The organism is Neobacillus sp. SM06 (assembly GCF_050496765.1).
GTDB lineage: Bacteria > Bacillota > Bacilli > Bacillales > Cytobacillaceae > JAEVLT01.
The window spans coordinates 111,251-132,015 of record NZ_JBNWEO010000015.1; the positions used below are offsets into that span (position 1 = coordinate 111,251).

Below are 20,765 nucleotides of genomic sequence, written 5' to 3' on the forward strand. Positions count from 1 at the left end.
TAGCCATAATGGAAGTAGCTACTTTTATTTTCGCAGCAGGTGGGATTTAGGGATGCAGGAACAGCTTGTTTACTTAACAAAACAGCTTTACGAGTACAATCAAAAATTTTTGGTTTATTACAATGAAGTCAGGGGAACAAAGGAACAAAAACCCTTTTTTGAATTTGTTAAACCGTTCGCCGATGAGGTTGCCAAAGTGACCGGCGATTGGAAGACCTTGATGAAGGCGTGGCTGATAGAAAATGAAACAAGCCATATCCATTTGCATCAGCTGGAATCCGTCTCAGAGCATCTCGAGCGATTGGCGATTCAGGCTTTTTTCCCGGAAACAAGACGATCGAGATTTTTAAACGCTCAGCGGACAGTTGAGTACTTTCTAACCGAAACAATCAATCAATTGAAAAAATAAAACCGGGATGGCTTTAGAATTTAAAAGCAAACAGCATCCCGGTTGAGTATATACCGTCATTCATTCATTTTATTTTTTTTCAAAGGAGAGATGGAGTTCATCATTGAGTGGACTTACTGCGCCTTGCGCTTCTAAATCGCGAACAAGTAATCGATATTCGTTGATGGTGATTTCATTGTGAACATAAGCCTTTTTAGCAAAATCCATTAATTCATTAACATGCTCTGCTGGATAATTTCGGACTTGAATAAACATGTTCTTTAATTCGCGAATGTCCATATCGATCCTCCTCAATAAAAGTAGGTAGTTTAAATGAATTGAGCCTAGCGCCTTGCTATAATCAACTATTGAACGTTTAGTTGTTTAAGAATGTAAGCGCTGTCTGTTTTTTTAAAAAGTTTTGTCCTTTTCACTATCTTAACATGGAAAAACATATTTCTTTTGTTTTTAAAAAATTGAAACTTTCGACACTTTTCGTCACTTCCCATTGTTTGCCATTTGTGATTTTTTTTCACCTTTTTGATGAAGAAGCATAAGGTGTAGTAAAAAAGCGGAGGAGATGTTTGCCCATGTTTGCGAAATGGAATCGGAAAACCCCCTTTTACAATCAATCTCCGGGGCAAATAGTGTATAGAAATCCGTATGAATTTCGCATGTTTCAACAACCCTGGCGGCAAACCTTTTATCCTGTACCTGCCCAGCAAGCGAATTGGCAAGCTTACCCAGTGCAAAATCCTTATTATCCGCAACAATATCAGCCGCTCGGGCAAAGCTTTCAGCAAGGGTACAATCAGCAGCCTCAGCCATATTCCAATCAAAACCAATATTATCCGCCAAAAGATGCCCAGTTTCTTTTTCAAAATCCATTGCAGCCTCAAGAGGAAATGTACCCGATCCCGAATCAGTACCCGCAGATGATGAACGGTTTTCCTAACGCCAACCCTTATCCAAAGCAAAATTATATTCCGAAGACTTCTGGTGGGATGCAATCATTGATTAATTCTTTTAAATCACAGGATGGTTCGGTTGATTATACCAAAATGATGAATACAGCCGGGCAGATGATGAACGCAGTTAATCAAGTTACCTCTTTGGTGAAAGGGTTGGGTGGAATATTTAAAGTATAGAATCATAAACAGAAAGAAAACAGGCGATCAACAAACGCCTGTTATTTTTTTGAAATGAAATGAATTAGGGGCAATAACTATCCATCAATCTGAATGGTTTTACCTTTATCGTGGCGGATGCGAATTTCGAGTAGTCCGTCTTGATAGGCAGCTTTGACGTTCTTTTCTTTAACTGGACGTGGAAGGGAAACGGTTCTTGAGGATTGCTGCCAAAATTGACTTTGGCGGAATACGTTGTTGACTTCATCTTTTTCTGTCGAAACCTGTTTGTTATCAACCGTAATTGTTAATAAATTTTCGTAAAGATCAAGATGGATTTGTTCTTTTTTAATCCCTGGAAGCTCAGCGGTAACAATGTACTCTTCTCCATTATCAATGGTTTTTACCGAAAATGCTCCAGCTGATCCAGGTGGGAACGGAGACCGAAAAAAATCATCAATCGTTTGCAAAAAACCCTTTACTGGCTTTTCGTTGAAAAAATTGTTCATCGACTTAATCAGTTCATTAAAAGGCTCTGGTTTGCCTTTTTTTTGATTATTTTGGTCACTGGGCAGCATCGACGACATGTTGAATCCCTCTCTTTTCGAAATTTCACATAATAACATATGACATATTTTAAGCATCTGTGACATTTTCGGATCAACTCCAATATTTGAACGAATTATTACAATTGATTTTTGAGTGACAAATATCACATGAAATTGACCCGGGGGTTTGTATGCTAGAAAAGTATTGAAAAGGAAAGCGAGGAAAAAGGATGTTTTGTTATCAATGTGAGCAAACCCCTACAGGAGGCTGCAAAGTGGTTGGTGTTTGCGGAAAAGATGAGACGATTGCAAGCTTGCAGGATACGATTATTTTTGGTTTAAAAGGAATTGCCGCCTATCGCACGCACGCAAATCAGCTTGGATTTACAGATCCTTTTGTTGATGCAACAACTCATGAAGCGCTTTATATGACTTTAACGAACTCAAACTTCAATGTTCAAGAACATATTGACATGGCCATGAAGGTTGGCCAATCGGCTGTAAGAGTAATGGAGCTGCTTGACGAAGCCCATACGTCAAGACTTGGAATCCCTCAGCCAATTCGCGTTAGCCAAAATAAAATTGAAGGCAAAAGCATCGTTGTAACCGGGCATAACTTGTTTGCGCTTGAAGAGCTTTTAAGGCAGACAGAAGGGATGGGCATTAACATTTATACCCACTCGGAAATGCTTCCAGCCCATGGCTATCCTGCATTAAAAAAATACTCCCATTTAAAAGGGAATATCGGGAAAGCGTGGTATGACCAGCGTCGTCTGTTTGAGAAATTCCCTGGCGCCATTTTAGCAACAACTAACTGTGTCATGCCAATTAAAGGTACATATGCTGACCGCATGTTCAGTTATGAAGTGGCAGGACTTGAAAATGTTCAAAAAATTGTCAATGATGATTTTTCGCCACTGATTTCAAAAGCATTGGAACTTCCTGAAGCCAATATTGAATCGGATGAAACTTTAACGACTGGATTCCATCATCAAACAGTCCTGAATCTTGCACCTGAAGTAATCGAGGCAGTGAAATCTGGAAAAATTAAACGATTTTTTGTGATTGCAGGTTGCGACGCTCCTGGAAAAGGGGGAGAATACTATCGGGAACTGGCAACATCACTTCCTCCAGAAGCCGTTATTTTAACAACATCGTGCGGAAAATTCCGTTTTAACGATGTGGATTATGGAGTGGTGCCTGGCACGAATATTCCTCGTTATATGGATCTTGGCCAGTGCAATAATTCGATTTCAACTGTGAAAATTGCGAAAGCTCTTGCAGATGCGTTCGAATGCAGTGTAAATGAACTACCAGTAAGTATTGTGCTTTCATGGTTTGAACAAAAAGCAGTTGCCATTCTGCTAGGATTGTTCAGTCTCGGCATTCAAGATATCCGGATTGGACCAAAGCCGCCAGAGTTCATATCAGAAGGCGTCATGAACGTACTCCAAGATACATTCAATTTAAAACTGATTGGGACAGCAGAAGAAGATTTAAACGACATGCTTCAACTCTCAAAATCATAAAAAAACAAAGCGCAGACCTGGATTCAGGCTGCGCTTATTTAATCTTTGGTTCAATTCAGAGTGTGCAAAACAGAACAGTACCGTCGTTTTAAATAATTTCATCAAGAAGCTCGTCGGGGTTTAAAATGATATTTCCGTTTTCGTCTTCTTCAATTAATTGTTCCTTCTTCATTTTCGTTAATGTCCGGCTGATTGTTTCTCTCGTTGTCCCAATCATATTTGCCAAATCTTTATTCGTAAAATCTGCTTTAAGCCATATTTTGCCGTCATCCCGCTCTTTCCCGTCTTTTTGAGCAAGCCGAATCAACAACTTAACGATTTGTTCGTATGTATTGTTTAAAATTTGCTCTTCAAGCCGGTTTTGTAAGTCAATGATTTTTTCCCCGAGAACTTTAAACACTTTAATCGAAAGCTCGGGATTTTCAATTAATACATTTTCAAACTTTGAGATCGGGATTGCAATCAAAATGGATGGTTCGAGCACTTCTGCATAGGCAGGATAATCGCCTTTACGGAAAAAACCTACATGTGGGAACATTTCGCCTTTTTTCATTATCCCAACAATTTGTTCTTTTCCGTTAACATCACTTTTATATATTTTTATTCGGCCATCAAAAATGAAGTATACGTTTAACAAGGGATCTCCTTGCAAGAAAACATGACTATGTTTTTTCCATTCCCTCGTAATGGCTATTTCTGTAATTTTATTCAGTTCGTAATCATTTAACTCGCGAAACAAGGAAAACTCCGAAAGGACTTTTTTAATTTCTTCTATTTTCATTCTATTCATCTCCACAACTGATCGATGTTTATCTTTATTTTAACAAAAGTGGATCATCTAGAAAAATATTTGTTTGCCAATATTGCAGGATGGTTGAAACTGGTAAGAATTGAAAATAAAAAAATTGAGCCAGATGCTTTCGCCGCGAACGTCTATTCGCTAAAATAAAGATATTGAGGTGATAAAAATGTTCGGTAAAGCTGATTTACAAGAACTCATTGCGATGCTAAAGATAGATGACCAATACAAAAGGAATATTGTCAGTTGGAAAACAATTGAAGCAAAACAAGCGCAGACAGATGATCTTCCGGAAAACTTGCATCCCCTTTTGATGCGGGCACTAACAGGAAAAGGAATTGAAAGGTTATATACGCATCAAAAATCGGCATACGAGACCATTTCGGCTGGGCAAAGCATTGTCGCCGTGACGCCTACTGCATCAGGGAAAACATTGTGTTATAATTTGCCAGTTCTTCAGCGGATTTTAACCGATTCGAATACAAGAGCCCTTTATCTGTTTCCTACAAAGGCACTGGCACAGGATCAAAAAAGTGAAATAAACGAATTGATTCAAGCTGCCGGAATGGAGATTAATAGTTATACATATGATGGCGATACACCGGCGAACATCCGCCAAAAGGTTCGAAAAGCAGGCCATGTTGTGATTACAAACCCCGATATGCTTCATTCGGCGATCCTGCCGCATCACACGAAATGGGTTTCGCTTTTTGAAAATTTGCGATTTGTGGTGATTGATGAGCTGCATACTTATCGCGGTGTGTTTGGAAGCCATGTCGGAAATGTAATCAGGAGATTAAAACGAATTTGCCGCTATTATGGGAGCAATCCGATCTTTATTTGTACATCTGCTACCATTGCAAATCCATTGGAGCTTGCAGAGGCGCTAACAGAGGAGAAAATGTGCTTAATAGACAACAATGGAGCACCGAGTGGGAGGAAACACTTTGTTTTTTACAACCCGCCCGTTGTCAATAAGCCGCTAAACATCCGCCGAAGTGCAACCTTGGAGGTTCGCAAGATTGCCGGGGAACTTTTAAAGAACAAAATTCAAACCATTGTTTTTGCCAGGAGCAGAGTCAGAGTAGAGATCATCCTAACCTATCTTCAGGAATTGCTGAAAAATCAATTGGGTTCCAAATCGATCATGGGCTACAGGGGCGGTTATTTGCCAACAGAGCGAAGAAAAATTGAAAAAGGACTTCGCAATGGAGACATTTATGGGGTTGTCAGCACGAACGCATTGGAATTAGGTGTCGACATCGGTCAATTGCAGGTTTGTATAATGACCGGTTATCCCGGAACGATATCGAGTGCATGGCAGCAAGCGGGACGGGCTGGCAGACGGCATGGAGAGGCGCTAGTGATTATGGTGGCAAGCTCCAGTCCGCTTGATCAATACATCATTCAAAATCCTGATTATTTTTTTCATAACAGTCCGGAAACAGCACGGATCAATCCTGATAATTTAATCATCTTACTTGATCATATGAAATGTGCGGCATATGAACTTCCATTTAAAAAAAATGAACAGTTTGGCTCTGTTGAGACAGAAGAGCTGCTTGACTATTTAGTGGAAGAGCGTGTCCTTTATCAAAATAGAGACAAATGGTATTGGATGAACGATTCTTTTCCAGCGCATACTATTAGCCTTCGTTCTGCATCGCAGGAGAATATTGTCATTATCGACCAAACGAATAGAGGAAAAGTAAAAGTGATCGGTGAAATGGATCGCTTTTCTGCCATGACCCTCCTTCATGAAGAAGCAATCTATTTACACCAAGGCGTTCAATTTCAAGTGGAAAATCTGGATTGGGAAGAAAAAAAGGCCTATGTCCGGGAAGTAAGTGTGGACTATTACACAGATGCCAATCTGGCAGTTCAGTTGAGAGTACTGGAAATTGATCGGCAAAATACAATGAAGGCAACGGAGATCGGTTATGGGGATGTAAGTGTTCGGGCAATGGCAACGATCTTTAAAAAGATTAAATTTGAAACCCATGAAAATATCGGTTCTGGTCCAATCCATTTGCCAGAGGAAGAACTCCATACAAATGCTGCTTGGATTTCACTCGACAAAACGTTAAAAGAATTTTCAGCGGAACGTTTGGAACAAGGGCTTATTGGTGCAGCTCATGCCCTTAACCATATTGCGCCCCTGTTTGTTATGGCCGACCCGCAAGATCTTCACGTTATTCCTCAGGTAAAAGCAGACCATAATGAAAAACCAACGATATTCTTTTATGACCGATATCCTGGCGGCGTTGGCCTGAGCGAAAAAATATTTGAAGGAATGGCCGAAATTCTTGAAGAGACAAAGAAAATGATGCATCAGTGCCAATGCGAACACGGTTGCCCATCGTGTATTGGAGCTGAAATTGCAAGTGAAACGGCCAAAGACGATGCCCTTAAAATGATTCAGATTTTTTTACAAACTAGCGAGGAGAAGCAAGATGTCGCTGAAAAATAAGTTAGCCAGATTAAAACCGCATCTCTCCGCAAACCCAGTGGCAAAAGAAGATGAGAAAGTTAAAACGAATCAAACGAGTATGGCTGGTCAAATTCCATACCAGGACCACTGGGAAAAGGAGAATGTGTATCCCTTTTTCTTTGACAACAATTACTGTCTTGTTCGGGAAACAACTTATCCTCTGGATCAGCAGCATGGAAATTATTGTTTCAGAGACTTTCTGAAGGCCGTTGAAATGTGGAATGCTCATTCAATTGAGCATCCGTTATCTGCCAAAGAGTATTTGCCAGAAGAGTTGTTTTTCTTTGACACAGAAACAACTGGCCTTGGCGGTGGAGTTGGCAACACCATTTTTTTGCTTGGGTATGCCAGCGTATCGGGCGATCAGCTGATCCTCAGGCAGCATATTCTTGCCAATCCGGGTGCAGAGGTGCCGCTCTATCAAAGTTTTTTGGAAAGCATCAATTACAAAACGCTTGTTACATACAATGGGAAATCTTTTGACTGGCCCCAAGTAAAAACGCGTCATACCCTTGTTAGGGACCATGTTCCAAAGCTCCCGCAGTTTGGTCATTTCGATTTGTATCATGCTGCTCGAAGGCTCTGGAAACACAAGCTGGAACGATTGAAATTATCCGTTGTAGAAAAGGAAATTTTAGGCGTAGAAAGGGTCGATGATGTACCAGGCTTTTTGGCGCCAATGATCTATTTTGATTTTGTAGAGAGCAGGCAGCCTGACGGAATGCTTGGCATTTTGAAACACAATGAAATCGATATTTTGTCGCTTGTCACATTGTATGCTCATTTAACATTCCAAATATTTGGTTACGATACGAAGCAAACGAGGAGAGAGACATTCGAAGTCGGCCGCTGGTTTGCTCATTTAGGTGACAGCAGTGAGGCGGAAAAAGTGTTTAACAAACTTTCAGACGGCACAGATTGGAGCTCACAACGCGCCAAATTCGAGCTTGCCATGCAGCACAAAAAACAGCAAAAATGGGATCTGGCTCTTGAATTATTTAAAGAGCTTGCAAGTGAAATGGACGGAGAAGATGTGGCAGAAGCTTGTATTGAAGCAGCCAAGATTTTGGAGCATCGATATAGAAATTACTCATTGGCCTTGGATTATAGTTTAAAAGCAGGGGAACTGCTAAAAAAAATGGCCTATCGTGACCGGAAAAAGGGCTTGAAATTTCAGAAAGCGCTTCAAACACGAATAAGCCGCCTTGAAAATAAAAGAAAGAAATTTCCCGGGTAACCGCAAATTTCGCTATATTTTCATTGTTTATGCCAACATTCAACAAGCTTCTACTTTTTGTAACAAATTGTTCATATTATTTTACCAAAAAACCAGAATTTCCATATTGTCTGTACAGTCAGAACAGCGTAAAATAAGAATCTGTATTGACGTAACAACTATAAAATATGGGGCTGGTTCTATGTATAAAGCAATCTTGTATTTGTTTTTTGTTGTCGTTTGTTTGACTGCCGTGATGTTTACTAGCTTGAAAGACAGCTTCTATTCGATTCTATAAAAAAATAGGTATTTTCATTAGTACAAGAATATCCCCTCTTACATAGGCTGTTAATGTAAACAGTACAGAGGAAAGGGGAGCTAAAAATGTATCTTGGAACAAATTATATGCCGCCAGTCATTCATCCGACAAAATTCAATGTGAACCACACTTTTTCAACAACTGTGGTACCGCACATCCATCCAACACACACAACAACCATTAATCACCATCTGTATCAGCATAAACACTATTGTCCGCAAACCTATTCATGCGAAAATGAGGTGTGCAACCAGCAGTACAATTGTTGTGCACCAGGAATGATGCCACCGGCAGGACCAGGATTCGGGCCTATGCCTTATTGATTTAAAACTTTTACAAGGGCTATTGGCCCTTGTTTTCTTTTCTATACAATATGTTATGCTTTTACATGGAAAATGTTTGTCCATTTTTAAAAATTTTTTACCATGGGGAGAAGGACAAGTGTATAAAGTGATCGCATTATCGGGGTACAAACCTTATGAAATTGGCATTTTTCAAAAAGATCATCCTTCTGCTGCGTATATTAAAAAAGCGATTCAAAAGGAGCTATTAAGGATGATCGATAATGGTCTGGAATGGGTGCTGATCAGCGGGAAATTAGGGGTTGAATTGTGGGGGGCGGAAGCGGTGTTTGCAATTCAAACGGATTATCCCAACCTTAAACTGGCTGTTCTTACCCCGTTTTTAGGTCAGGAAGAGAATTGGAATGACGCGAACAAGGAATGGTATGAATCGGTGCTTGCACAAGCTGACTTCGTTGATTCCATTACCAAGAAAAGCTATGAAAAGCCATGGCAATTTCGCCTGAAAAACCAGTTTTTTATTGAAAAAAGCGATACGCTTCTCCTCGTTTATGATCATGATAAGGAAGGCAGCCCGAAATATTTATACGAAATGGCGCAAAATTATCAAACACATCAAGAATATCCAATCCATTTAATCACATTCGCTGATTTGCAAGATTTAATTGAAGAAGATGCATCGAATCATTGGAATCCATAAATTTTTTTGGAAAGTCTGCCAAAATGCTACATATAATGGAATTGGCTTGCAAGTCCGTAAAATGGAATTCGTACCGTAAAAATTGACAAAAGCAGTTATTTTAGAAATAATAATAGGAAATGACGGGTGAAATACTGAGGTGAATGAAATGCTGTCTGATAAAGTGAAACTAACAGCAAAAGACATTTTAGAAAAAGAGTTTAAAACAGGTGTCCGTGGCTACAAACAAGAAGATGTGGATAAATTTCTCGATCTAATTATTAAAGATTATGAAACATTTCACCAGGAAATTGAAGAACTGCAGCAGGAAAACCTTCGCCTTCGCAAGCAGTTGGAAGAAACAGCCAGAAGGCAGCCAGTTGCCCAGCCGGCAGGAACAACCAATTTTGATATTTTAAAGCGGCTTTCGAATTTGGAAAAACATGTATTTGGCAACAAATTGTATGATTAATCATTGATTGTTTTTTTAACAATAATTTACCATTGCTTGATTTGAATCGAATACATATAATAGAGAATGTATTCAATAATAGCGTTCGGGTAATCGCTGCATCAATTTGATGCAGAGGAAAGTCCATGCTCGCACGGGCTGAGATGCCCGTAGTGTTCGTGCCTAGTGAATTCATAAGCTAGGGCAGCCGGCCATCATCCCGGCTGACGGCAAGGAAAATGCCTAAGTCTTCTAAAGATATGGCATGATACCTTTTAAAGTGCCACAGTGACGTAGCCTTTTCAGAAATGAAAAGGGTGGAACGAGGTAAACCCCGCGAGCGAGAAACCCAAATTATGGTAGGGGCGCTTTCTCTGAGGAAATCAACAAGGAGAAAGACAGATTCATTCAGAATCTGTAGATAGATGGTTACCACCTGAGTACGAGATGAAAATCGTTTGGAGTACAAAGGTACAGAACATGGCTTACAGAACGCTGTTCAAGTGATGATTTGAAAATGTGCTTAAAAAGGGCTCTCCCATAGGCGGAGGGTTTTTTTATTTGCTTCTCTATCCGGTATAATAGGAAAGATGCAAAAGAATTATACATAAACTTGCTAAGGGTGAAAATATGGGAAAATATCAATTGATCGCTACGGCGGCGATGGGACTTGAAGCGCTTGTCGCAAAGGAAGTCCGTTCGCTCGGATATGAATGCGAAGTGGAGAATGGGAGAATATCATTTGAGGGTGATGAATACGCCATTGCGCGCAGCAACCTGTGGCTTCGCACAGCAGATCGAGTAAAGATTAAAGTAGGCGAATTTAAGGCATATACTTTTGATGAACTATTTGAAAAAACGAAGGCATTACCATGGGAGAAGTATTTACCGGAAGATGCAGAATTCCCTGTTAGCGGGAAATCGGTAAAGTCAAAACTTTTTAGTGTATCTGACTGCCAGGCAATTGTAAAAAAAGCAATCGTCGAACGGATGAAAAAACAGTATAAGCGCAATAGCAGGTTTGAAGAAAATGGTGCCTTATTTCGGATCGAGGTTGCTTTATTAAAAGATGTTGCAACCATTACGCTTGATACAAGTGGTCAAGGACTTCATAAGCGGGGCTATCGGACGGATCAGGGAGAAGCTCCGTTAAAGGAAACGCTTGCGGCCGCTTTAGTTCAATTGACAAATTGGAAGCCGGAATTTCCATTTGTTGATCCGTTTTGCGGTTCTGGAACCATCCCGATTGAGGCAGCGATGATTGGTCAAAATATCGCACCAGGCTTTAACCGCGATTTCGTTTCAGAAACGTGGGGCTGGATACCAGGCCAAGTTTGGGATGATGTCCGAAATGAAGCTGAAAGTCTTGCCAACTACGACCAAGAACTGGACATAACTGGAACCGACATCGACCACCGCATGGTAAAAATGGCTCAGGAAAATGCGTTTGAAGCAGGGTTTGGAGGAATCATACAGTTTAAACAAATGCGTGTTCAGGATTTCACAACGGCAAAGCAATATGGTGTTATTGTTGGAAACCCCCCATATGGTGAAAGACTTGGCGAGAAAAAAGCAGTCGAGCAAATGTATCAAGAAATGGGGCAAGCATTTGCCAAATTGGATACATGGTCGATCTATATGCTGACATCAAATGAAAATTTTGAACAACTATATGGGAAGCCGGCAACAAAGAAAAGAAAGTTGTTTAATGGATTTATTCGTACAGATTATTATCAGTATTGGGGTAAAAGGCCTCCGCGTATCGGCGCGGAAGAGAATAAGGAGTAATTGATGTAAAACGTTGTGCATTCTTCGCCAACGTTTTTTTCAAAAATCATTTTTTAGCTAATCAAAATTTATATGGATAAATTCTGAACGGACGATGGACAGGGCGTCCTAGTCAGGCGAGTGCCACAGGATGTGGCAGGTATACGAGCGTGGTAAATTCAACTACGCCTCTGTCTTCGTCCAAAGGACTCGCCAGTCGGCGAGTTTTCATTTATAATATCAGAATTTATATGTTGCCCCTTTTTAACGATTGCCGGAAAAGTAAGACATGAAGTCTAATATTCTGAAACGAATCTTTTTGACCAAAATCATGACTCTGTGACATGAAAAGTAAACATGCAAGGAATTTATTCCATAACTAGGGTGTTTCGTGGTTGACTGTTTGATTTCCGCTTCAGGCGGCTTCGCTTTCCGCGGGCGTGCCGGGGAGCCTCCTCAGCGCTTTGGCGCCTGCGGGGTCTCCCCTGCCCCTTACTCCCGCAGGACATTGAATAAGCTTCTTGAATCATCACCGCACGAAGGAAAGGCGATAGCATTTTCGAGGAGTCTTCGCCGCCTTCCGCTCCAATCCAAAAAGTGAGCGGAATCGACCAGAAGTAAAATGATAGCGAATCTTTATCAAATTTCTACGATAATATATTTTTTGGATTGCCAAAAAGGCATGTATCAGGTTTTTCAGGCTATTAACTTGCATGGTTTAGGTTAAAAATGTGTCTTAAATGAGGTATATGGTTTCCAAACTTCAACGATTTCAATCTGGCATGCATCACCATTTTGAATAACCGACTTACTTGTTCTGTGAAACATTTTTTTAACGGAGCTTCCTCAGCCTTTAGCGTTTCATGACCAGCATAAGATATACAAAAGTGGTGGCATATCCGTCGTCACCATTGTAAGTACGGCTGACGCTTCCTTCTTGGTATTACAGTTATCAAATAACGAGTTTCAAAAGAGAGTTTGGAGCTAAGGAATAAAGGACCAAACTGGTAAAGACCCGATGGCCTGATCAAAGTGCTTATGTTGTAAGAGTACAAGGGATAATGCGTATTTCATCATTGCCAAAGCAATGGAAATAAGGAAAGAAATGTTTCGCAAAGGAGTACATGGCGTAGTGTACAAACTATCCGATGTCCTCTAGCAAAAGATTGCTTCGAATCCTAGGGTTCATTTGTTTAGGGCATCCTGTTGATTGGAGCGGAAGGCACCGACTCCTGGGGGATTAGCGTTACAGGCGAGACCCCGCAGGAGCGTTAGCGACGAGGAGGCTCGGCGAACGCCCCCCGGAAAGCGAGTGCCTGGAGTGGAAATCAACAGACCTCGTTTATCCGCCAAATTAAAAGGATCGGCGGTTTTTGCCCGGTTTTTCTTAATGCGAAATATATAATCGTAATTATTCTTATTTACATTTTACTGTCCTTTCTTATATAATGAATGAGTTAAATCGTATTTATTACGATTTTTCGATATGTCTAAGAAAACCGGAATGAACGAAGAATATGTAAATTAGTACATAAGGAGGAGTTACAGTGAAATTTCGCTTTATTTATATTCTATCCCTTATCGGGTTAGTATGGTTTTTATCTGGATGTGCTTCATCTTCTGCTCCAACGCCAGCAGAGGGAAAGAAAATGAATATTGTTGCTGCCGAAAATTTCTATGGCGAGGTAGCGAAAACGGTTGGAGGGGACAAAGTTAATGTTCGTTCCATTTTAAATGAGCGCGTCATGGATCCGGAAGATTTTTCGCCTACACCACAAGATGCACGGGAAGTCGCGGGAGCGTCCATCGTCATTTATAATGGAATAGGATATGATGCCTGGATGGAGAAGCTTCTATCTGCCTCAAAAGAAAACAATCATCGGGAAATAGCAGTAGCAACGGATTTGCTCAAGCTAAAAAAAGGAGATAACCCGCATGTTTGGTATAATCTTGAAATGATGCCCAAGTTAGCTTTATCATTAGCCGATGAGTTAGCAAAAATGGATCCGCAAAATGCTCAGACTTATCAGCAAAATGCCCAAAACTATGTGAAAAAGCTGGATGCATTAATTGGAAAAGAAACAGCGCTTGTTCAGTCTGCACCAATTCCAATTGAAACAACGGAAACCATTTTTGAGTATATGGCAAAGAAGTTAAATCTTGCCGTGCAAACACCTGGTTTTGCACAAGCAATATTTAATGGGGTCGATCCTACTCCTGAGGAGCTTATCTCAATCGAAAAAAATATAAAAGAAAAAAAGATTAAACTTTTGATTTATAACAAGAATACAAAAAGCCAAGAGGTTGATCGGTTGACTCGCCTAGCAAAAGAAAATGGAGTCCCAATTGTTTCGGTTACTGAACAAAAACCGGCTAATACAACGTACATTTCATGGATGACAGATGTATTAAATAAATTGGAGGCGGCATTAAATGGTGACTGATGTTCTTTCAAAAACCGAGAAGAAAACAAATAAGGAAAAGTGTACGATCGATTTGTCCCATGTAACGGTCTCGTTCGGACACAAAGTAATCCATCGCGATCTAACCTTTTCTGTTGCTGAGGGAGAGCTGCTTGGAATAATCGGTCCTAATGGAGCAGGAAAGACAACATTGCTTCGGATGCTGTTGGGGTTGTTAAAACCGGAGAAAGGCTCTATCACCATCTGCGGGAAAGAAGTGAGGGGCCGAGGATCTTCCTTGCTCGGATACGTTCCACAATCCCGACTGATCGATCCTGATACACCGCTTGAAGCATGGGATTTTGTCAGCTTTGGTCTAAACAAAGGTTTCCTCCGCCCATGGTTAACGAATAATGAGCGAGCGCAAATTAAGGAAATCTTTCGGTTGGTTGGAGCAGAGGCTTATATGCACAAATCAATTGGTCTTCTTTCAGGCGGTGAAAGGCAGCGTCTGTTTTTGGCTCAAGCACTATTATCAAATCCGAAATGTTTGCTTTTAGATGAGCCCACAGCTGCACTTGATCCTGGTTCCCAGGAAAGGATAGTGGAATTAGTGGATCATGTGCGCCGGCAATTGGGAATTACCGTTATTTTTATCAGCCATGATATTAATTTAATTGCCCGATATGCCGACCGTATTTTGTACTTGGCTAATGGAGAATACGCACTTGGCACCCGTGATGAAGTCATGACCGCAGAAGTGTTATCACGTTTATATCGAATGCCAACGGAAGTGATCCGATCTGAAGGCAAAATTATTGTGTCAACAGCAGCTTCAAAGGATCACGCTTCGATTTGCGTGCATCCCGATTCTGACACGTTTTGAAAGGAAATGAGCTAGTATGGAGATATTTTCTTTTCCATTTATGCAAAATGCATTTATTGCAGGGACATTTGTGGCAATACTCGCTGGAACAATTGGCGTCTTTGTCGTAGCAAGAAATCTTTCGTTTATTGCGCAAACTTTTTCAGAAATTGGTTTTGCCGGAGCCTCTTTGTCCATTTTTATGGGCTGGGATCCGATGGTTGGCTTACTGGCATTTACGACTGGGAGTGCTCTCGCAGTTTCCCAGTTAGGGTTAAAAACCTTCCAGCGAGAAGTTGCAATTGGTGTTGTTTTCAGTTTTTTTATGGGCTTAGGCCTCTTATTTCTATCTCTTTCCACAAGACAATCCAATTCAGCGGTCAGTCTGTTATTTGGCAGCATCTTAGGTATCAGCCGTAGCCAAGTCTGGATTTTGCTCGTTTTGTCAATGATCGTCCTGCTCGTTTTGTTTTTAGGATATCGTCTGCTCGTTATCGATACTTTTGATCCAATCGGAGCAGAGGCAAGAGGGTTACCGGTACGAGTGATTTCTTTAAGTTTTCTATTGATTTTATCGCTTGCAGTTGCAGGCACAATCCAAATAGTTGGCGCATTGCTCGTATTTGCTTTAATGATTACTCCGGCAGCGGCTGCTCGGCATTTAACACACCGGTTGCCGCTGATGATTTTCCTGTCGGCATTTCTTTCTGTTGCCGGTGTTTGGCTCGGCTTGTTCCTAAGTTATGTTGCAAACTGGCCTGTTACCTTTTTTATCACCTTGATCGAGACAATCTTTTACTTTGCTGCATTCAGTTGGCAAAAATATCGCTTTATCTTGCCTTTCGCAAAGAAAAACCATTAATCAACGAATCGATTCCAAAGTCATTAACAGGATGGCCGAGAGAATTGTTTTTGGAGGGATTTTGTGCAAAATCGACTGCCGTTTACGGTTTCAAAAAAAGAATCATTTTATGATAAATTAAGTGAATGGGTTGGCGATTTGTTTTACGATGTATTGCCAACGGCTGGATTTGAAGAAAGAGATGAACAAATTTATATGGCTTTTCAGCTTGAAAAAGCCTTTAAAGAGAAAAAAATAATGTTTGCCGAAGCAGGCGTCGGAACAGGGAAGACGATCGCTTATTTGCTTTATGCTATTATGTATGCCCGTTATACCAATCAGCCGGCAATTATCGCGTGTGCTGATGAGACACTGATTGAGCAATTGGTGAAGAAGGAAGGGGATATTGCCAAGCTGGAGAAACTATTGGGTCTTGATATCGATGCTCGGCTGGCAAAATCCAGGGAGCAGTATTTGTGCTTGCAAAAGCTGGACAATGAACGTCTTTCAAATACAGTAGATGAAATCAATGAGATCAATGAAATTAATCAATTGCTGCCGGATTTTGTCCATTCTGGCGCGTCGATGCAGACCTTTGAACGATATGGGGATCGCCGCGACTATCCGGCGCTATCGGATGAAAAATGGGAGAAAATAAGCTGGGATCCTCTGCAAGATTGTTTTGCTTGTGAAAAGCGGCATCGCTGCGGGCTTACATTGCATCGCGAATACTATCGCCATGCGAAAGACTTAATCATCTGTTCCCACGATTTTTACATGGAGCATATTTGGACAAAAGATTCTCGCAAACGGGAAGGCCAGCTTCCCCTTTTGCCCGAACATTCAGCCGTTGTGTTTGATGAAGGGCATTTAGTGGAGTATGCCTGCCAGAGAGCCTTAAGCTACCGGTTTACTGAACAAACACTCGAAACGTTGCTAACAAGGCTGTTGGAAAACGATGTTCGGGAGGAAACATTAAATACGATTGAAGACATCTTGATAGAAAATGAGAAGTTTTTTACCGTTCTCTCGGAACAGTCTTACTTAGTAAATGGATCAGAGAAGCAATTTATTAAAAAGACAGATCGGGTCGTCAAGCAGGGGAAAAAACTGCTGAGCCAACTAGAACGGCTTGAAGAAGAGTTAGTATTTGACAGTGAGCTCTATGTCATCAATGAATATGATTTGAAAATTGTTGAGGAATACATCGAACAGATTACTCATTCGCTAAGACTTTTCTCGCAAACCATCAATGGGATTACTTGGTTTGAAGAAAAAATGGCGGAAAGAACGCTTGTGATTATGCCGAAGATGGTAGAAGAAGTGATGCGCGATGAAGTATTTTCGCAAAAGAAACCGTATATCTTTTCGTCGGCAACTCTTTCCAATCAAAAGTCATTTGACTATATTGCTTCAAGCTTAGGTATTGATGATTATTTGTCTTTTTCAGTTGCCTCACCCTTCCAGTATGAAGAAAGAATGCGCATTTACTTGCCCAAGTTCTCCGCTGGGGATTTCTTAGGGAAAGTTGACTATTTAATGGAGCAAATTCAGCAGACAGATGGCCGGGCATTGATTTTGGTTACGAACAAACAAGAATTAACCGATCTCAAGAAAATGCTTGGCAATCGACTAAGTTATCCACTTTATTTTGAAGGAGATGCGGAAATTAGTACACTTGTCTCCAAATTCCAAAATGATGAACACGCTGTTTTGGTTGCCATGAATTTATGGGAAGGACTTGATATCCCGGGCCGTTCACTGGAAAATGTGCTGATTTTTTCTTTGCCTTTTCCTCCAAATGATCCAGTATTTACTGCAAAGCGGGAAGGGGTTCGTAATCCGTTTGCAGAAGTTGAGCTTCCTTACATGCTGCTTCGTTTGCGGCAAGGAATCGGGCGCTTAATTCGCAGTGAAGAAGATTATGGAGAAGTGCATATTTTATTGGATATCGATATTGATCCAATGCTGGAAAAGTCCATTATTGAAATACTGCCAACCGCACCGGAAAATGAAGAAAAGCCCTAGCTAAATTGCCAGGGCTTTTCTTCATTTAAAAGTTTATCCGCGCAACTGTTTTAATCCTTCTGGGGTCATTCTTTCTGGTGTCCATGCCGGTTCCCAGACGAGGTGAACATCAACGCTTCTTACTTCTTCAAGACCTTCAATCCGGTAACGTACGCCTCTTTCAATGCTATCATGCAGCGGGCAGCCTGGAGTTGTTAAAGTCATTGTGATCTCAACGTCCGCATCATTGCTGATTTCAATATTGTAAATCAAACCAAGATCAATGACATTGATATTTAGCTCTGGATCGTAAACCGTTTTTAATTCATCTCTGATTTTTTCGAGTAATTCCATGATAAACACCTCACTATTTTTTGATCACACTGATAATATTGAGCGCCATTGTAATAAATACGACCGCAATGATGATCTGACCGATCGTAAACAGCAGCGAAAGTTTTAAACTTAAGGCAAAGAAAACGAGAATGGCTGACCCGATGAATACGCCGAACAAAGGCAAAATAGTTTTCTCATTGATCATTTCTTTAAGTGTTGGGACAGATTTTTTGCCTATATTGCTGCTGTATTTATGGGTCCACCAAAGGAAAGGCACAATTTTATACAAATAGCCAAGAATGCTAAGCACAATCCATAACATTAAATAGGCATAAATCAGTGGACCTAAAAAATCGGAAACATAATTTGTCCACAACAATAAAAAGGCAAGTAAATGGATGACATTCCCAAACCCTATAGCTGCAATCGAAAAGCGGAATGGTTTATCCAGCTTTTTTTTCAGTCTTTTTTTCAAGATGATTTTTACATGCCAACTAAATGTTGTAAAACCCAACAGCATTAAAAAGAAACCGAGTTTCAAAAGGATCGGGCTTCCGCTAAATAGGGCGGCAAGCGTAACCAAAAGGCCGGAAACGTAAAATCCGTAAACATATCTTGCCTGGATCATTGAGAAGCCATGTGATAATGAAAACATCGGCACCATTTTATAGGAAAACCCGAAAATCAGTAATGTAAACCAGCCGGTTATGCCCATTAACATATGGCTTTTAAAAATTGCCTCATGGCTTTCCCCGCCCATGCCTGTTTTAAAGAAATAAATTAAGTTGAGCCCCAAGAAAATGGTTACGAGCAAGCTAACAAGTGCCGAGCCGACAAAGGCAGTAAGAATAGTTGGCTTTGCCTGCTTTTTTAAGGTCATAAACATCTGCAGCAAGAACATTAAAATTCCTATCAAGGCGATGATTCCCGGGATAAATGCCTTCTGCGGCGACCAATAAAGCATGGCGGCAAAGGAAATGACCCCAATTGCCATCGTAAAAAATTGCACAAAACCGAAGCGTTCATTCCAAATTTTAGTTAAAAATGCAACAGGGACAAGCTGGTACATTGCTCCCATTGCAATCATGAGTGCCCATCCCAATATAAGGAAGTGAGCAGCAGACCAGATAGCAGGATTTTCAAAACTTCCTTGAACCATCAGCTTTCCGTCACCCAATAGGATAATTTGGGAGATGATGAGTGCTAGCAAACTGAAAAAGATAAAAGAAAATGGAAGTTTAATATTTGTTTCACTGCTAAGATTTTGCTGTATCATGTTACCACCTGCTTACCGGAAGATCTCAATCTTGAAACTTCCATCATTTTGCGGTTCTGTTCGATGCTTCAACCCAAGCTCCTCAAGCTGTTCATAAAGGAACATCGGCCGGCGGTCATTAATGATCGTTAAGGTCTCACCCGGTTCTAAATCCTCAAGGGCGGCAAGGGTTCGCATCATTGGCTGCGGCGGTTCCAACCCGCGGTTATCCAATATCATATTGCGTCACTTTCCTTTCTTCGTGAATGTGATCTTCCAATGCTTTTTTTCCAATTCTTCTGCCTCATGTGTAAAACCTTTTGCCTTCATAACTGCAAATAATGGGACGGGTTTAAAAGTGGCATGCAAAACAAATACGTCATTTTCTCCTAGCCCTGAGATGGCATCCATAATTTTTTGAAAAGGCTCCAGCTTATTGTTTAAATCTTCGCGCACATCAAGTTCAATTGTTTTTGATTCCATTTATTCCATCTCCTCTTTTGAGTTAATTAATAAAATAATTCTTGCTTCAGTGCTTCTTGATCGATTAAGTAGCAACCATTTTCATTTTGTGAAATAAATTGTTTCTTTTTCAAATGGTTAATTGTCCTGCTCACTGTTTCACGAGACGTGCCAATCATATTGGCGAGCTCCCGGTTCGTGAACTGTGTCGTTAACTGATACAATTGCCCGGTTTTTTCCCCATTTGATTTGCAAAGTCTAATCAAAAGCAAAATAATTTGTTCATACGTATTATGAAGAATCTGTGCTTCCAGCCTGCCTTGCAAATCAACAATTTTCTCACCCAATACTTTAAACAATTTAATACACAGTTCAGGATAGGAAATTAAGATCTCCTCAAACTGATCAATCGGTATAACAATTAAGGTTGCATCTTCGGTAACCTCAGCGTGTGCCGGGAATTTTCCTTGCCGGAAAAAACCGGCATGCGGGAACATTTCCCCGGGTTCAAGCACGGAGACAATCTGTTCTTTTCCGGAAAAATCGGTTTTATAGATTTTGATCTTTCCAGTATGGATAAAAAACACCCGATCAAGGGGATCATCCTGCATAAATACATACATCTTATGCTTATAAAAGCGGACTTGAGCAATTTCGATTATCGGCTCCAATTCCTCGGCCGATAACTCTTTAAACAAAGGCACCGCCGCGAGCCTTTTTCGGATATCTCTTTGCTCCATTAAGTTAATCACCTTCTCCAATACGAAAAATTTATCCAAGAATTTTCTATATCTGCTATTTTACCAGTGTTGTTTTTCTAAATAAGTGACCTCCATCATAGAAATGAATTTTTTTGAAAATCATTCTCATTGATATGAGAAAAATCACAGTAATGGAATGAGGAGTTTCACTTAATGCTTTTTCCTTGAACGGTACAATATGGAATGTAAACAAACAGGAAGGGGTGTAGGAATTGGATAT

The 20,765-nt window shown here is 40.6% G+C and carries 21 protein-coding genes and 1 other RNA gene; 14 read left to right on the forward strand and 8 right to left on the reverse strand.

What is annotated here, in order from left to right:
* Positions 1 to 52: 52 nt before the first annotated feature.
* Entirely contained in the window at positions 53 to 409 is a 357-nt protein-coding gene (locus tag ACQYAD_RS10080; protein ID WP_430237821.1) for a DUF1798 family protein, read from the forward strand.
* 69 nt (positions 410 to 478) lie between these two features.
* On the opposite strand, the gene yppF is transcribed toward ACQYAD_RS10080, so the two are convergent.
* On the reverse strand, positions 479 to 688 hold the full coding sequence (yppF, locus tag ACQYAD_RS10085) for a YppF family protein (protein ID WP_430237824.1): 210 nt from the start codon (positions 686 to 688) through the stop codon (positions 479 to 481).
* Positions 689 to 978: 290 nt separating this feature from the next.
* On the opposite strand from yppF, the gene ACQYAD_RS10090 reads away from it, so the two are divergent.
* Positions 979 to 1,536 carry a YppG family protein gene (locus ACQYAD_RS10090; RefSeq protein WP_430237827.1) on the forward strand — a complete coding sequence of 186 codons (558 nt, stop codon included), beginning with the start codon at positions 979 to 981 and terminating at the stop codon, positions 1,534 to 1,536.
* A 77-nt stretch (positions 1,537 to 1,613) separates the two neighbouring features.
* Here ACQYAD_RS10090 and ACQYAD_RS10095 read toward each other — a convergent pair whose 3' ends face one another.
* Positions 1,614 to 2,102 (reverse strand): Hsp20/alpha crystallin family protein, encoded by a 489-nt coding sequence (locus ACQYAD_RS10095; RefSeq protein ID WP_430237830.1) that lies wholly within the window; start codon positions 2,100 to 2,102, stop codon positions 1,614 to 1,616.
* A gap of 191 nt (positions 2,103 to 2,293) precedes the next feature.
* On the opposite strand from ACQYAD_RS10095, the gene hcp reads away from it, so the two are divergent.
* Positions 2,294 to 3,592, forward strand: a complete 1,299-nt coding sequence (gene hcp / locus ACQYAD_RS10100) for a hydroxylamine reductase (protein WP_430237832.1) — start codon at positions 2,294 to 2,296, stop codon at positions 3,590 to 3,592.
* 88 nt (positions 3,593 to 3,680) lie between these two features.
* Here the strand turns inward: hcp and ACQYAD_RS10105 are convergent, their stop codons facing one another.
* Positions 3,681 to 4,373, reverse strand: a complete 693-nt coding sequence (locus ACQYAD_RS10105) for a Crp/Fnr family transcriptional regulator (RefSeq protein ID WP_430237834.1) — start codon at positions 4,371 to 4,373, stop codon at positions 3,681 to 3,683.
* 187 nt (positions 4,374 to 4,560) lie between these two features.
* Here ACQYAD_RS10105 and ACQYAD_RS10110 point away from each other — a divergent pair, with 187 nt between their 5' ends.
* The 11 genes from ACQYAD_RS10110 (at position 4,561) to ACQYAD_RS10160 (ending at position 17,752) form a co-directional block, all read left to right on the forward strand.
* A complete protein-coding gene (locus tag ACQYAD_RS10110; protein WP_430237836.1) occupies positions 4,561 to 6,861 on the forward strand; it encodes a DEAD/DEAH box helicase in 2,301 nt (766 codons plus the stop codon).
* Positions 6,845 to 8,119 carry a ribonuclease H-like domain-containing protein gene (locus tag ACQYAD_RS10115; protein WP_430237837.1) on the forward strand — a complete coding sequence of 425 codons (1,275 nt, stop codon included), beginning with the start codon at positions 6,845 to 6,847 and terminating at the stop codon, positions 8,117 to 8,119. Before ACQYAD_RS10110 ends, ACQYAD_RS10115 begins: the two co-directional genes overlap by 17 nt.
* 363 nt (positions 8,120 to 8,482) lie before the next feature.
* Positions 8,483 to 8,740, forward strand: coding sequence for a CotD family spore coat protein (locus ACQYAD_RS10120; RefSeq protein ID WP_430237839.1), 258 nt, complete (start codon positions 8,483 to 8,485; stop codon positions 8,738 to 8,740).
* 118 nt (positions 8,741 to 8,858) lie between these two features.
* On the forward strand, positions 8,859 to 9,419 hold the full coding sequence (locus tag ACQYAD_RS10125; protein ID WP_430237841.1) for a DUF1273 domain-containing protein: 561 nt from the start codon (positions 8,859 to 8,861) through the stop codon (positions 9,417 to 9,419).
* A 148-nt stretch (positions 9,420 to 9,567) separates the two neighbouring features.
* Positions 9,568 to 9,870 carry a cell division regulator GpsB gene (gene gpsB / locus ACQYAD_RS10130; RefSeq protein ID WP_430238775.1) on the forward strand — a complete coding sequence of 101 codons (303 nt, stop codon included), beginning with the start codon at positions 9,568 to 9,570 and terminating at the stop codon, positions 9,868 to 9,870.
* 81 nt (positions 9,871 to 9,951) lie between these two features.
* Positions 9,952 to 10,342, forward strand: an RNA gene (rnpB, locus tag ACQYAD_RS10135) — RNase P RNA component class B.
* Between the two features lie 137 nt (positions 10,343 to 10,479).
* On the forward strand, positions 10,480 to 11,637 hold the full coding sequence (locus ACQYAD_RS10140) for a THUMP domain-containing class I SAM-dependent RNA methyltransferase (RefSeq protein ID WP_430237843.1): 1,158 nt from the start codon (positions 10,480 to 10,482) through the stop codon (positions 11,635 to 11,637).
* A gap of 1,526 nt (positions 11,638 to 13,163) precedes the next feature.
* Positions 13,164 to 14,060, forward strand: a complete 897-nt coding sequence (locus tag ACQYAD_RS10145) for a metal ABC transporter solute-binding protein, Zn/Mn family (protein ID WP_430237844.1) — start codon at positions 13,164 to 13,166, stop codon at positions 14,058 to 14,060.
* Positions 14,050 to 14,904 carry a metal ABC transporter ATP-binding protein gene (locus ACQYAD_RS10150; RefSeq protein ID WP_430237845.1) on the forward strand — a complete coding sequence of 285 codons (855 nt, stop codon included), beginning with the start codon at positions 14,050 to 14,052 and terminating at the stop codon, positions 14,902 to 14,904. The genes ACQYAD_RS10145 and ACQYAD_RS10150 overlap by 11 nt, the downstream gene beginning before the upstream one ends.
* 16 nt (positions 14,905 to 14,920) lie before the next feature.
* Positions 14,921 to 15,745 carry a metal ABC transporter permease gene (locus ACQYAD_RS10155; RefSeq protein ID WP_430237846.1) on the forward strand — a complete coding sequence of 275 codons (825 nt, stop codon included), beginning with the start codon at positions 14,921 to 14,923 and terminating at the stop codon, positions 15,743 to 15,745.
* Between the two features lie 63 nt (positions 15,746 to 15,808).
* Positions 15,809 to 17,752 (forward strand): ATP-dependent DNA helicase, encoded by a 1,944-nt coding sequence (locus tag ACQYAD_RS10160; RefSeq protein ID WP_430237847.1) that lies wholly within the window; start codon positions 15,809 to 15,811, stop codon positions 17,750 to 17,752.
* Positions 17,753 to 17,785: 33 nt separating this feature from the next.
* On the opposite strand, the gene ACQYAD_RS10165 is transcribed toward ACQYAD_RS10160, so the two are convergent.
* Genes ACQYAD_RS10165 through ACQYAD_RS10185 form a run of 5 tightly spaced genes read right to left on the reverse strand, consistent with a single transcriptional unit; the run spans position 17,786 to position 20,524 of the window.
* Positions 17,786 to 18,085, reverse strand: a complete 300-nt coding sequence (locus ACQYAD_RS10165) for a metal-sulfur cluster assembly factor (RefSeq protein ID WP_430237848.1) — start codon at positions 18,083 to 18,085, stop codon at positions 17,786 to 17,788.
* 13 nt (positions 18,086 to 18,098) lie between these two features.
* Positions 18,099 to 19,343: a hypothetical protein gene (locus tag ACQYAD_RS10170; RefSeq protein WP_430237850.1), complete on the reverse strand. Its 1,245-nt coding sequence runs from the start codon at positions 19,341 to 19,343 to the stop codon at positions 18,099 to 18,101.
* A 12-nt stretch (positions 19,344 to 19,355) separates the two neighbouring features.
* Positions 19,356 to 19,562 (reverse strand): DUF2249 domain-containing protein, encoded by a 207-nt coding sequence (locus ACQYAD_RS10175; RefSeq protein ID WP_430237852.1) that lies wholly within the window; start codon positions 19,560 to 19,562, stop codon positions 19,356 to 19,358.
* Between the two features lie 6 nt (positions 19,563 to 19,568).
* On the reverse strand, positions 19,569 to 19,805 hold the full coding sequence (locus tag ACQYAD_RS10180) for a DUF2249 domain-containing protein (RefSeq protein ID WP_430237855.1): 237 nt from the start codon (positions 19,803 to 19,805) through the stop codon (positions 19,569 to 19,571).
* A 26-nt stretch (positions 19,806 to 19,831) separates the two neighbouring features.
* The gene (locus ACQYAD_RS10185) at positions 19,832 to 20,524 is read right to left on the reverse strand and encodes a Crp/Fnr family transcriptional regulator (protein WP_430237858.1); all 693 of its coding nucleotides are present in this window, start codon (positions 20,522 to 20,524) and stop codon (positions 19,832 to 19,834) included.
* Positions 20,525 to 20,765 lie beyond the last annotated feature (241 nt).